This is a genomic window from Spiroplasma endosymbiont of Othius punctulatus, assembly GCF_964019505.1.
Classification (GTDB): Bacteria; Bacillota_I; Bacilli_A; order Mycoplasmatales; family Mycoplasmataceae; genus TIUS-1.
The window spans coordinates 377,790-391,676 of record NZ_OZ026449.1 but is presented as its reverse complement, the minus strand read 5'-3'; the positions used below and the strand labels follow the sequence as shown (position 1 = coordinate 391,676).

At 30.7% G+C, this 13,887-nt stretch carries 13 protein-coding genes; all 13 read right to left on the bottom strand.

Annotated features, from left to right (window positions below):
- Nucleotides 1–65: 65 nt before the first annotated feature.
- The 13 genes from AACL07_RS01850 to AACL07_RS01790 all read right to left on the bottom strand — a co-directional run bounded on the left by AACL07_RS01850 (nt 66) and on the right by AACL07_RS01790 (nt 13,856).
- Nucleotides 66–365, bottom strand: a complete 300-nt coding sequence (locus AACL07_RS01850; RefSeq protein WP_338984165.1) for a hypothetical protein — start codon at nt 363–365, stop codon at nt 66–68.
- A gap of 9 nt (nt 366–374) precedes the next feature.
- Nucleotides 375–932 carry an elongation factor P gene (gene efp, locus AACL07_RS01845; protein ID WP_338984162.1) on the bottom strand — a complete coding sequence of 186 codons (558 nt, stop codon included), beginning with the start codon at nt 930–932 and terminating at the stop codon, nt 375–377.
- Nucleotides 933–957: 25 nt separating this feature from the next.
- On the bottom strand, nt 958–1,887 hold the full coding sequence (gene fmt, locus AACL07_RS01840; RefSeq protein WP_338984159.1) for a methionyl-tRNA formyltransferase: 930 nt from the start codon (nt 1,885–1,887) through the stop codon (nt 958–960).
- Nucleotides 1,887–3,929: a DUF2779 domain-containing protein gene (locus AACL07_RS01835; RefSeq protein ID WP_338984157.1), complete on the bottom strand. Its 2,043-nt coding sequence runs from the start codon at nt 3,927–3,929 to the stop codon at nt 1,887–1,889. The genes fmt and AACL07_RS01835 overlap by 1 nt, the downstream gene beginning before the upstream one ends.
- Nucleotides 3,930–3,962: 33 nt before the next feature.
- A complete protein-coding gene (locus AACL07_RS01830) occupies nt 3,963–4,565 on the bottom strand; it encodes a hypothetical protein (protein ID WP_338984155.1) in 603 nt (200 codons plus the stop codon).
- A 24-nt stretch (nt 4,566–4,589) separates the two neighbouring features.
- Nucleotides 4,590–5,393: an HAD-IIB family hydrolase gene (locus tag AACL07_RS01825; RefSeq protein WP_338984153.1), complete on the bottom strand. Its 804-nt coding sequence runs from the start codon at nt 5,391–5,393 to the stop codon at nt 4,590–4,592.
- Between the two features lie 11 nt (nt 5,394–5,404).
- On the bottom strand, nt 5,405–6,535 hold the full coding sequence (gene mnmA, locus AACL07_RS01820; RefSeq protein ID WP_338984201.1) for a tRNA 2-thiouridine(34) synthase MnmA: 1,131 nt from the start codon (nt 6,533–6,535) through the stop codon (nt 5,405–5,407).
- Nucleotides 6,536–6,556: 21 nt separating this feature from the next.
- Nucleotides 6,557–7,678 carry a DnaJ domain-containing protein gene (locus AACL07_RS01815; RefSeq protein ID WP_338984150.1) on the bottom strand — a complete coding sequence of 374 codons (1,122 nt, stop codon included), beginning with the start codon at nt 7,676–7,678 and terminating at the stop codon, nt 6,557–6,559.
- 11 nt (nt 7,679–7,689) lie between these two features.
- Nucleotides 7,690–9,459: a molecular chaperone DnaK gene (dnaK, locus tag AACL07_RS01810; RefSeq protein ID WP_338984148.1), complete on the bottom strand. Its 1,770-nt coding sequence runs from the start codon at nt 9,457–9,459 to the stop codon at nt 7,690–7,692.
- Between the two features lie 16 nt (nt 9,460–9,475).
- Nucleotides 9,476–10,003, bottom strand: a complete 528-nt coding sequence (locus AACL07_RS01805; RefSeq protein ID WP_338984146.1) for a nucleotide exchange factor GrpE — start codon at nt 10,001–10,003, stop codon at nt 9,476–9,478.
- Nucleotides 10,003–10,998, bottom strand: coding sequence for a heat-inducible transcriptional repressor HrcA (gene hrcA, locus AACL07_RS01800; protein WP_338984144.1), 996 nt, complete (start codon nt 10,996–10,998; stop codon nt 10,003–10,005). Before hrcA ends, AACL07_RS01805 begins: the two co-directional genes overlap by 1 nt.
- A 7-nt stretch (nt 10,999–11,005) precedes the next feature.
- Nucleotides 11,006–13,150 (bottom strand): ATP-dependent Clp protease ATP-binding subunit, encoded by a 2,145-nt coding sequence (locus AACL07_RS01795; protein ID WP_338984143.1) that lies wholly within the window; start codon nt 13,148–13,150, stop codon nt 11,006–11,008.
- 94 nt (nt 13,151–13,244) lie between these two features.
- A complete protein-coding gene (locus AACL07_RS01790; RefSeq protein WP_338984142.1) occupies nt 13,245–13,856 on the bottom strand; it encodes a hypothetical protein in 612 nt (203 codons plus the stop codon).
- Nucleotides 13,857–13,887: the final 31 nt, after the last annotated feature.

Below are 13,887 nucleotides of genomic sequence, written 5' to 3'. Positions count from 1 at the left end.
AATTAGTGGTTAATCCAACATGTTTGATTAACGAATGAATAAAAAACACCACTAAGTGTGGTGAATTATTTTTTTATGTATGCAAAAGCAACATTTTTTGGTGTTAATTTTGTTAATGTTTTAATTGTTGAATTTACAGTTGCAACAATTTGTGTTTCTGAAAGTGTAATAGTTTCTTCAACTTTAGACAGAAACACATTGATTGTTATATAGATACTTCTATCCGATGAGATAAACACTCTAATTTCAAAGTTCTTAACTGACTTTAAGACTGGTCTACTAATTTGATCTTTAAGTAGCCCACCAATAACAGTTTCAGAAATATTGATTGAACCTTTTTCTGTTTGTTTTACATTTAAATACATGTTATACCTCTAATTTGAACGCCCAGAATATTTTCCGTCCGTTGTACTAACTATAATTTTTTCACCTTCTTTTATAAATAAAGGGACTTGGATTTGTAATCCAGTTGATAAAGTTGCTTTCTTTTGCGCACCACTTGTTGTGTCGCCTTTTACTGCAGGTTCTGTTTCAGAAATTGTCAATTCAATTTTGTCCGGCAGTGAAATTCCAAGAATTTCCTCATCGAATGAAGTCATTTTTACCATTGCTCCATCAACTAAGAATTTCAATTCTCATGTTAATTTGCTAGCCAAAATTTCAACTTGATCATAAGTTTCAGTGTTCATCAATACAACGTTTTCCCCATCGTTGTATAAAAATTGCATATCACTTCTTTCTATCATGGCTTTTTGAACTTTTTCACCACCCGTAAATGTAATATCAACTCTAGCTCCCGTTCTCATATTTTTAACTTTTGCTGATACTTTTCCTTGTTGTCTTCCTGATTTAGAGAAAGATTGTTCAACAACTACAAATAAGTTTCCTTCATAAATGAATGTAGTTCCTGGTCTTAAATCGTTTACTGACATATTATGTCCCCTTTTGTCTTAATAATTATATCTTAAATTGCTTGTGAATATATTCACTATTTCCTTTTAATGTTTTAGTTTCTGTTGGTTTTTTGCCTTCTTTTTGAATCACTTTTAGAGAAACAAATCCGCCTCCACACGAAACCAACATACCATTTTTTTCTATCATAAAGATTATTCCTGGCGGTAGAGCAATTAGCGGAACAACCATTGGCAAGTCAGCCTCAATCACATTTATTCTAACTCCATCCAAATATGTAAACGCTAGTGGCTTAGGTTTTAGACTGCGAATAAAGTTGTGCACTTCATTTGCAGGTCTTTTCCAATCTATTTCTTCTTCTTCGTTTTTTAAATTATATGCAAAAGTTACTTCAGATTCATCTTGTGGTTTTATTTTATATTTGTCATTTAAAACATTTAATAAGTCTGTGTTAACTATTTCAATAGCAACTTCTGTTAATTTTTCAAACACAATTCCGTTGTCATCATTTTCAGCAATTGTAACTTCACGCGAACAGTACACTCCACCAGCATCCATCTTTTTAACCATTTGCATCAAGCAAATTCCGGTTTTAGTTTCACCATTCATAATTGCATGTTGAACTGGTGATCCACCCCTATATTTGGGTAATAGTGAAGCATGGAAATTTAGACAATTTTTAAATAGGTTCAAAAAAGATTCTGGGATTATTTTTCCAAAAGCGCAAGTTACTAAAAAATCCGCATTCAATTCTTTTATTTCATCAACAATATCAAGCATTTTAGTTGGCTGAAATAATTTCAAACCATTCTCCAAAGAGTACTCTTTGACTTTGCTAAGTTTGGGTTTCATACCTCTATTTGCTTCTTTATCCGGTTGACTGATTACTCCCACTACTTCAAAGTCAGGATTTTCATTAATCGCTTTTAAAATATCGGCAGATATTTTTGGTGTTCCACAAAATATTATTTTCATTACTTACTTTCCTCTTCTACTAACTTTATTATTGATTGCAATAATGCAACCATCGCAGCAGTGTCTCTATTACAATAGATTAACATATCATTATATAAAACTGTTGCATACGTATTTTCACTAATCTTACCATCAATAAATTGTCTGAATAATTCTGAAGCTTTATCACCCTTATTAACTTTTAAGTCATTGTAATTAAGATCTGGGTATAACGCTGGTTGAGTATATTTTATTGAATATGAACCTTTAAAATCAGGATGATACATTAAACATGCCATTGGATTTGCGTCAGTTTTTGGTGCACTCTTGTTAAAGAAATACATTAAATCAATCGTGTTATTATAGATGTATTGCAATGGTTTTATGTATTCTGGAAATTCATGCATCAGTTTTGATAATACTGTTTTTTCAAATGACATATTGTATGCAACATAAATACCAGGCCCTTGTGAAAATGAATCAATTATGAAATTTATTACAAAACTCCTTCTCGGATCTGTTTTTAGTTTTGATAAAAACTCATAGTGTTTATATGACTTTTTATTTTTAACATCAAAGTTATCATCTACTAAAACATCAATTGAATACTGAAATGGAACTTGTTGATAAGAATTAGTTCCTGAAAATTTTGGAATTGCCCAAGTTGAAGTTTCAAAGTCATACATATACACTGGGTATTTTTTATAATTTAACAATTCTTCTTTTACTAATTCTAATCCATCAGGATTTATGACTTTGTATTTCTTGCCATTTAAATATGGCATCAACACCCTCATTTGTTCTTTGGGTTTTGATGAATCAAATAATTTGTGGCCATCTTTATAAATTATTTCATTGTCTATTTCTTTTAAATCTGTTATCCCTGTTTCAATAACAAACTCCATGTTAACACTTTTTCTTGAACCTTTTAAAGTTAAGATATTATGTTTTGAATCCATGTGTTTGAAGACGTGAGAACAAGCTCTTAACTCCGGCATTCAGAGTTCACTTTTAACTTTCAAAGATAGTTTTGAACAATATTGACTTTCCAAATTCGGTTTTTGAAGATACTCGCTAATTGCATTAATGCTCTCTTCAAAATTCATTGTTTTTTCTAAACAGTCAATTGAAAACTCAAGTGTCACTAGTTCACCTTTTGATTTGTTCACACCACGATCATCTAAAACAAATAATTCCTCTATTTCAACATCAACATTTTCTGCCTCAGGAATATCTTTTATCAATTTCATTTCTTCAATCAAATCTTTGAAATCATCAAAGACAATTTCGGGCATAAGTTTTGGATCGTAATCTGAATATCCAGCATTACGATTGGCAATGTATTCCTTATTTAATCTAAGTAAATAAACCTTGTCTACAATGTACCCACATAATTCTAAAACTTTTTTTTGGTAATAAACATCAAATATGTGTTCTGTTTTTGTTTTAGAAACAGCCTTTACCTCAACTATCTCAACATGTTTATTACCTTTGTTGATTAATATGTCACATCTTGTTTTAACCATCCCATTAAGAGCATAAAACGCTGGTTCATATAAGTATTTAATATTATTGTCTTTCAGTGCCTCTTCGACTTCATCTGTCAGTACTGTGCTCATTTTCTTTGACTCAAAGTTAAGTGAAACTTTACTTTCTTTAAAAACCTTGTTTTCACGATAAAGTCTAAGTTCAAAATATTCTTGAGCAAGTAAACCGGCAAGTAAACCATCTTCAATTTGTTTCCCTTTGAAAGCCTCAATTGAAAATCCATTATCACTTGAAAATTGTTCCATCAAAGCATCTTTTTTTTCTTGTTGCTTTGGATCCAAAACAACACCTTCTTCAAATAGAAATTCAAATTCAGTAAGAATATCAAAACTAACTGATGAATTAAAATCCTTTTCTTCAGTGCTTATCGATGCATCAAAATCATAAATCTTTTCCCTTTTCAGCCTAACACCTTCAAAGAAATTTTCTTTATTAGAAAAAAATCATGCAAGCTTTTGGCAGTTTGTGAAATAAGATTTAAAGTCTTCTTTAGAGACAGATAATTTGTTGTACATACGTTGATTATATAAAAAAAATAATGCTAAGCATTATTTTCTTGGTTTAAATTTTTCACCGCGATCTTTTATATCTTGTTTAACAATTTTATTATTGATCGCATCTTTGTTTTCAACTTTTCTATTCTTGTATTCAACTTTGTCAATCTCACGTTGTTTTTTGTAATCAATTTTTTCTTGTTTCTTCAAGGTTTTCTTTTCAACCTTAGATAACTTAACTTTTTTCTCAGCAATAGCTATTCTTTTTTCTGTGTCATCTAACGATATTCTAGTGTTGATAATTCACTTTGTATCATATTTTTTCTTATCAGTACGTGTAGTGATTCCTTCAACTTCAACAGCCATTCTCTCAACAAATTTATTAGTCTTTGGTTCCATTATGGTAATGATTACGTCAAATACATCTCTATATTTGTATTCAGCACCTTTTCTGGCATAAACTGTTTCATAAATAACTTGAACATTTCTAACTCCGAATTCGTTATCTAGTCAAACTTTGATTTCGTTTCTAACGACTTTTTTTCTCTTTTCTTGTTCAATTTTTTGAGATTTTTTTGAAGTAAATGAAGTAATAATAATGAATGCAATTACTGCAACAATTATTACCCCAAATATAATCATCACTGTTGGGTTCATTTGGTTTTTCCTTAATTGTTGATATTATATATAGTTTTTTATATCATGTAAATTATCTACATTATTTTTAGCAGCTTTCTTAGTGTCGTTGTGTCCCTCATTCATTGCAAATGAATTATTTGTGAACCGCAACATCTCTATATCATTTTGAGAATCACCAGCAGAGTAAATGTTTTCTAATTTGATATTTTCTAACTTAGAAATTATTTTAATACCTCTAGCTTTTGAAACGTGCTTTGGCATCATTTCAATTAATCTTTTTGATGTATAAATTACTTTAATGTTTTTATGATCTGTATAGTCATTTAATATCTTGTGTCCACCATGAGGTTTATCTAATATGAAATAAATTCCATAAAGATCTTCTCTCTCAATAACATCAACAATCGCGCGTTCCTTATCTACACCGTGATTGTAAAATGTTTCAACAAGATGATCATGTTCCACTGCGTTTTCTTCAGTTTTTTCTGTTAATGAAAACCCACGTTTCCCTTCCGAAACTACATACACAATATTAGAACTATCTTCATACTTAATCATGGATTTTAAAAGTTCATTTCTATCTTCTTTTGCAATGAAAATTTCTTCTAAATTTGATCCATCTTTTTTAAATGTACATGACCCATTGTTTGTGACATAGTACTCTGGTTGTAAACCGTAGAAATTTGCCTTTTTCTTTAAAGAGCTGTGAGACCTACCTGACGCCAACACCAATTTATTACCGTTGTTAACTCATTCTTTTAAAAATTTAACATTTTTATTAGTTATTTCAGGATCTGAATGTATTTCAATTGTTCCATCAAAATCTGAAAATAATCATTTTGTCATTTTATTTGCTCCTATTTTATAACTCCACCACCAAGGCAAATTTCACCATGGTATAAAACCACTTCTTGTCCCGGGGTTAGAGCTCTTGTTTTTTCGTCTAATATTACTTTTATATCATTACCAATTATTTCAACTTCAACACCAGCATCTGGTTGTCTGTATCTAAATTTTGCTGTGCACTTGAATTTATTTTCTTTGAAATAATTTTTTGGATTTACTATTCAGTTGAAATTCTCACTTTCGCACTTATCTGAATACAAATATTTTTTGTCACTCGTTGGCGATACAAAAAGTATTTTGTTTTCAACATCCTTGTCAGCCACATAATAAGGCTCTGTTTGTCCACCAAGGTTTAAACCTTTTCTTTGACCAATTGTATAATACATTACTCCAATATGTGTTCCAATTTTTTTGTTGTTAGTGATGTCAACTACATCACCTGGTTGGTTTGGAATATAGTTTTGAAGAAATTTTGTAAAGTTCCTTTCACCAATAAAACAAATTCCAGTTGAATCTGGTTTTTCACTTGTTGCTATTTTATATTTTTTAGCGATTGATCTAATCTCTGTTTTTTCAATATCATATAGCGGGAACATTGTTTTTGATAATTGTTTTTGACTTAACTCTGATAAAAAGTATGATTGGTCTTTTGTTATATCTTTACCTTTTAATAATTCATATTCATTTGTAACTCCATTAAATCTAACACCTGCGTAGTGACCAGTTGCAATATAATCAGCACCAAGTTTCTCAGTTGCGTAATTTAAAAATTGATCAAATTTAATGTGTTTATTACATAAAATATCTGGATTTGGTGTCCTACCTTCTGAATACTCATCAACGAAATGTTTAAATACATACTCTCAGTATTCTTTAATGAAATCAACTCTATGCAATTTTACATTCAATTGATCTGCAACCTTCTTCGCATCTTGGTAATCGATTTCTTGAGGGCAAATTTCAGATTCATCAAAATTACCAAGCACATCATTGTTTAATGCACTATCTCAGTTTCTCATGAAGAATGCTTCTACATCATATCCTTGTTGTTGTAACAACAACAAAGTTACAGAAGAATCAACTCCACCCGACAAACCAACTATTACTTTTTTCTTTTTCATTTTACCCTCATACTCACTTATTATAAATAAAAATAACGTCTATTAGAAGACATTATTATCGGGTTCAAAACTTGACTTTTCACTAACTTCTTTCAATAAGCTCTTTTCAATATTTGAAATGTTGTTTGGAATAACAATATTTACAATCAAATTTAAATCTGCTCTAACAGATGAATTTGTTGATTTGTATAAACCCTTATTTCTAATTTTAATAACTTGATCATTTTTAATCCCTTTTGGAATTTCAACTTGTATTTTTTCACCAACAAAGTTGAATGATCTTTTTGCTCCAAATATAACATCCAAGTAATTAATGTCATACCTCATTTTTAAGTCGTAGTTTCTCAAAATTTCTACATCTCTTGGCATGCTAACGTTGATGTCTGCAAAAATGTGCCCTTTTTGTCCACCGTTCTTTCCGGCATTTCCGATGTTTGAAAACTTAATTTGTTGACCCGGCATCATACCTTTTGGAATTGGTATGTCAATTTTTGTTTTAGCTTTTAGATTTCCTTGACCTTTACATTTTTTACATGGGTTCGAAATAACTTTTCCAGTAGCAGCACAATTTGAACATGGCTGTTGAGTTTGGAATCTCATCGGTCCCATTTGTTTAAAGCCAACAACTTGCCCAGTACCATTACACACATTACATGTTTTTATGTCAGCTTTCGAAGTGGCTCCAACACCATTACAATCATCACATTCAATATCTATTTTTGAATCAAATGTTTTTGTAACACCATGTATTAATTCTTTTAGTGTCAATGTTATCTCAATTAAAATATCCTTACCACTATTGTTTTGTTTAGAAGATCTTTGACCTCCACCACCAAACATAGAACCAAATATATCTGAAAAGAAATCATTATTGTTTCCACCGCCTTGATTGAAGAAGTCTGAAAAACCTCCACCACCAAAGCCACCACCTGCAGATCCGTCGACTCCAGCATGACCAAATTGATCATACCTTGCACGTTTTTCACTGTTAGACAGCACTTCGTATGCTTCACCTACTTCTTTAAATTTTTCTTCAGCATTTTCTTCTTTGCTAACATCTGGATGATATTTTTTAGCAAGACTTCTGTATGCTTTTTTTAACTCATCATCTGTTACGGATTTAGAAACACCAAGTACTTCATAATAATCTCTTTTGTTTTTCACGATTATCCTTATTAATTTGTATTGCCTTCGTTGTTATCGTTATTAGGATCTTGATTTTGTTGCATATCAGAAACAGTTTTCATCATTTTTTCTAATTCATTAATTTTTGATTCTAAAGTTGTGTAGTCTTCTTTGGCAATTAATTCTTCAATTTCTTTTGTCATTTCTTCTACTTGTTTTTTTTGTTCATCAGTTGACTGTGAATTTTCCTCACCGACAGAACTTTTTAAAATTTGTAAGTAGCTTTCTGCTTTATTTTTAATTTCAATTTGTTTAATTTTTTGATTATCTGCTTCAGCATTTACTTCTGCTTCTTTTACCATTCTTTCAATTTCATCATCACTTAAGTTACCTGAATTTGAAATTGTAATTGATTTTTCTTCATTAGTTTGTTTATCTTTTGCTGATACTGAAACAATACCATTAACATCAATTTTAAATGTAACTTCAATTTGAGGAACACCTCTTGGTGCTGCTTGAATTCCAGTTAATTGAAATTGACCCAATGATTTGTTATCAGAGGCCATCGGTCTTTCACCTTGTAAAATATTTATATCTACAGCTGGTTGGTTATCCATTGCAGTTGAAAATACTTGTGATTTTTGAGTAGGTATTGTTGTATTTCTTTCAATCAGTTTAGTCATAACACCACCCATTGTTTCAATACCAAGTGTTAATGGTGTCACATCAAGTAATAATACATCAGTTACATCACCTGCTAAAACCCCACCTTGAATTGCTGCTCCCATAGCAACAACCTCATCTGGATTGATAGTTCTGTTTGGTTCTTTACCTAATAAAGATTTAACTAATTCTTGAACAGCTGGTATACGTGTTGATCCACCTACTAATAGGATTTGGTCAATTTCAGAAGCTTTTAAACCAGATTCTTTCAATGCGTCTAGAACTGGCTTTTTAGTTCTTTCAACTAAGTCTTTTGTTAGTTCGTTGAATTTTGATCTTGTTATTTTGATTGAAAAGTTAATTGGTCCACTTGCGTTCATAGCAATGAATGGTAAGTTAATTTCTGCTTCTAATTGAGATGAAAGATTTATTTTTGCTTTTTCTGCTTCATCTTTAAATCTTTGACCTGCCATTTTATCATTTGATAAGTCCATACCAAATTCATTTTTAATTCCATCAACAATAAATTTAATTATTTTGTCATCAAAATCATCTCCACCTAGTTTGTTATCTCCTGATGTTGAAAGAACATCATATGTTCCATCTGCTAGTTCAAGAACTGAAACGTCAAATGTTCCACCACCTAAGTCGTAAACTAGCACTTTCATTTCTGCGTCTTTTTTATCAATACCATATGCTAACGCTGCAGCTGTTGGTTCATTTATAATTCTTTCAACATCTAATCCAGCAATTTTACCTGCATCTTTTGTTGCTTTTCTTTGTGCATCATTAAAGTAAGCGGGAACTGTAATAACAGCTTTTGTTATTGTTCCTCCCACTTTTTCTTCAGCATATTTTTTCATATATCTTAAAATTTCAGCTGAAATTTGTTCTGGTGAATATTCTTTACCTTCTAATTTAATTTTTTCTGATGTTCCCATAAAACGTTTTACAGACATTGATGTATTAATGTTTGTAACAGATTGTCTTTTTGCAGCACCACCAACAATGATTTCTCCATTTTTAATTGCAACAACTGACGCTGTTGTTCTTTGCCCTTCTGGGTTTTCTAATACTATTGGTTGACCACCTTCAATAATTGCAACAACTGAGTTAGTTGTCCCAAGGTCAATACCTAAAATTCTTTCTTTTGCCATTTTCTTAATCTCCTGTTTATTTTGCAACTCTTACGTTTGCGTGTTTTATAACTCTATCGTGTAGTTTGTATCCATTTGCAACAACTTCAACTATCTTACCTGAAGCAACTTTATCAGTTTCGACGATTTCAATTGCTTGATGTAAGTACATATCAAAGTCATCACCTTGTTTTGTTTGTATTAATGTTATTTTATTAGAAGCTAATGCTTGATCAATTTGTGAAATCAGCATATTAAATCCAATCAAATAGTTTTGCACTTCTGGTGAACTCGTTGGTGAGTTTACAACAGCTTTTAACATATCAATTACTGGGATTAAATCCCTTGCTAGATCAGCTGATCCAAATTTCTTTGAACTAGCTATCTCTGACTTAAACATCTTAGCAACGTTTTGTTCATTTGCTTTCATCATTAATATTTCATTTTTTAATTCTTCAATGATTTGTTTATCATCTTTAATTGGTAGTTCTACTTCCTTTACGGTTTCGATTTCTTTTTCTTCAACAACAGTTTGTTTGTCATCGACTTTATCTTTTTTTGCCATTATTTATATTCCTCGTTAATTCTTTCTTTCAATCAATCTAATATTTCGCTTACAGCTCTATATTGTAGCCTTTTGGGACCAACTAATGTCATGTTTGCACTAGTTCCATTGTTGTTGAAGTTTTCGCTTATTACAGCCATATCATCATTTTCTAATCCACCTTCAATACCAATCATAATTGTTTGTTCTTTTGCTTGTTGTTCAAACCAAGTAAAAGGAGTTATGTGATCGATCATGTCTAACACTTGTTTTACCTTTGCTGGGTTTGAAAATTCTGGATTATCTAGTAGATATTTAATACCTGATGTTGATGATGTTGCTTTTACATTCAACAGCAATTCATTAACTATATTTTTGAAAATAAAATCAAAGTGCTTAATTTGTTTTTCCAATAACGGTTTAATCAACTCAAGTTTTGATTCTAATTCAGATAGTCTAGTATTAACTAACCTGTCATTGAATATTGATATCGATGTTTTTATATCTTCGGGTGAATAACCCTTTATATCAAATGTCTTATTTTTAACTTCCCCATTTGATAAAACATAAATAACCGTAGCCATCTCACTTGAAATCGGGATCATTTCAAACCTAACAAGTTCATTGTCGTTTGCATTTTGTGTTGTCACGACCGTTGCAAGTTTTGTCATTTCAGATATTATTCTTGATGATTCTTCGATTATTTTATTTACATTGTTACCACGAGTATTAAATACCTTTTCTATTTCTAATTTAATATCTTCAACCCCAAACTTATCCATCAAGTTATCAACAAAGTATCTATATCCTTTTGTTGACGGTACCCTACCAGATGAAGTGTGAGTTTTTTCAAGGTATCCATTATTTTCTAAAAATGCGGAATCGCTTCTGATTGTTGCGGAAGAAATTGAACCATCAAATGCATTTGTTATGAATTTTGAACCAACTGGGTTAGATGTTCTTATATATTCATTTACAATGATTTTCAATACTTTACTTTGTCTATCTTTTAACATAACACACCTAATTAAATCCTTTGCTGTTTGTGACTACAAACTCACCATCTTTGATATCGATAGTGTATTTTTTATCTACATCCATAGAGTTTAATAATATGTTTCTTGCAATAAATGTTTCGATATGTTTTTCGATGTATCTTTTAATTGGTCTTGCACCAAAGTTGATGTCATATGATTCATCAAGAATTTTTTCAACAACTGAATTTGAATATGTCATATTTAAATCTGTTTCTTTGTTTATTCTTTCAACTAATTCATTTAATCTATTGCTTATAATTTCTTTAACAACAGATTTAGATAAACTGTTGAATGTGACGATGTTGTCGATTCTGTTTATAAATTCTGGTCTTAAATTTTGTAGCAATATTTGTTCTAATTGTTTTTCGTTTAATGAGTTCTCATTTGTATTTAATAAATACTCTGAACCAATATTTGAAGTCATTATAATAATTGTGTTTTTGAAGTTTACTGTTTTACCAAGCGAATCAGTAATTACACCATCGTCTAAAATTTGTAAGAATAAATTCAATACATCTTTATGTGCTTTTTCAATCTCGTCTACAAGAACAATTGAATATGGGTTTCTTCTGACTTGTTCAGTTAGTTGACCACCCTGTTCATGTCCCACATAGCCCGGTGGTGAACCTATAAGTTTAGACACAGAATGTTTTTCCATGTACTCTGACATATCGATTCTAACCATCTTTTTCTCATCGGCAAATAACAGTCTTGCAAGTGTTTTTGCGACTTCAGTTTTACCAACTCCTGTTGGACCCAAAAATAAGAAACTACCTATCGGTCTTGATGGATCTTTAATTTTTGATGTACTTCTAATCATTGCATCAGATATAACTTCTAATGCTTGATCTTGACCTTTAATTGTCTTTTTCATATTAGATTTTAAATTTAGAATTTTAGCTTTTTCAGTTTCAACAAGGTTTTGCATTGGGATTCCAGTTCAGCGAGCAATTATTGCCTGTATCTCTGATTCATTAACTTCTTCAGAAATTAGTTTATGCTTACTGCGTTGTTCTTCTTGTCTTGCCAATTCTTTCTCACTCATTGGTAATAATGAGTATTGAATTTCACCAGCTCTTTTGAAATCACCTTCAAGTTGTTTTTGATCAAATTCACTCTTCAACATTTCAATTGTAGAACGTAATTTTGCAATTTGAGTATGACTTTCTTTTTGACTATTTCATTCTGTATTCAATTTATCTTGCTCAGATTTTAGTTTTTTTAATTCAATTTCATTTTCTTTCAAACGTTCAATTGATTTTTCATCAGTTTCTTTTTTTAATGCTGATTTTTCAATTTCTAATTGAATAACTCGCCTATTAATTTTATCCAAATTTGTTGGAACAGTTGAGAGTTCGGATTTAATTGTAGCAGACGCTTCGTCAATAAGATCAATGGCCTTATCGGGTAAATACCTGTCTGTAATGTATCTATCTGATAGTGTGGCTGCCGCAATTATGGCTGCGTCAGTTATTTTTACCTTATGAAAATTCTCATATCTCTCTTTGATTCCTCTTAGGATAGATATTGTTTCATCGACGGTCGGTTCTTGAACCAACACTCGTTGGAACCTACGTTCAAGTGCGCCGTCTTTTTCAATATATTGTCTATATTCTGACAGTGTAGTAGAACCAATAATTTTGATTTCCCCTCTTGCCATTTGTGGTTTTAATAAGTTTGCAACATCCATTCCACCACCGTTACCAGTTTTACCAGCTCCAACAATTAAATGTAGCTCATCAATGAATAAAATGACTTCACCATTTGTTTTCTCAATGGCATTTAAAATTCCTTTTATTCTTTCTTCATAATCTCCAAGGTATTTGGCTCCAGCCATAACACTTCCCATATCAAGTTCTAAAATTCTTTTATTTTTTAATGCACTCGGTACATCTTGTTTGATTATTCTTTGCGCAAGCCCTTCTGCTATCGCAGTTTTACCTACACCTGGTTCACCAATTAATACTGGGTTGTTTTTGGTTTTTCTAGATAAGATTCTAATTACGCGAGTAATCTCGTCTCCTCTACCAATTATCGGATCTTGTTTTCCTTCTTTTGCCAATTGCGTTAAGTCTCTAGTGTATTTTTCTAAAATATCTGGGTCATTACCATCTGTTCTTTTGAAATCCATTCAACACCTCCTAAGTTAGCACTCATACTATTTATCTGCTAACTAAAATAATATTACACTAAAAAATTAGCAATGTCTAACTAAAAGTGCTAATTTAATTATTCAATTTTTTTACTAGAAAATGACATATTAAATCCTTGACTGTCTTGGTTTTTAAGTGATGAATATTTTCTGTATATTCTTCAGATGTGTAACTTTCTAATATTGAACGTTTCATAAAAAAAGTTTTGATTAGCAATAGGTTTTTAAATGTTGAAAAGCTTGTTTCAAAAAACTTGTTATATGTAATATCGCTTTTGATTCTCATGATTTTTGTAATAAATTTCAATTCAGATACATTAAGTTTTAGTTGGTCGCATTTAGTATTTAAGATGTTATTAATTAACTCAACTGGCGATCTGAATTTAGTTGACTCTTTCAATTCATCATTTAATTCATTTCATACCAGTTGATTGTGTCTTACAAATAATAAAATTAGACTTTCACATTCGATCATCGGTATTTTACCTTCCTTATATAAATCGACAATTATTGTGACATATTTATCTCCTTTTACTATATTTGATATCTTTTCTCACAATAAGCTGATTTCGTCATTTAGAACGTGTTGTTCGAATAACCCCACTATTTCAAATTCAATTGCAGACATATTAAAAATGTTTGTATCGAATTTTGGGTTGCCATTTTTGTTTGTATTAGTTTTCATTTTTTTACCTCTATTAACTACAACGTCACAA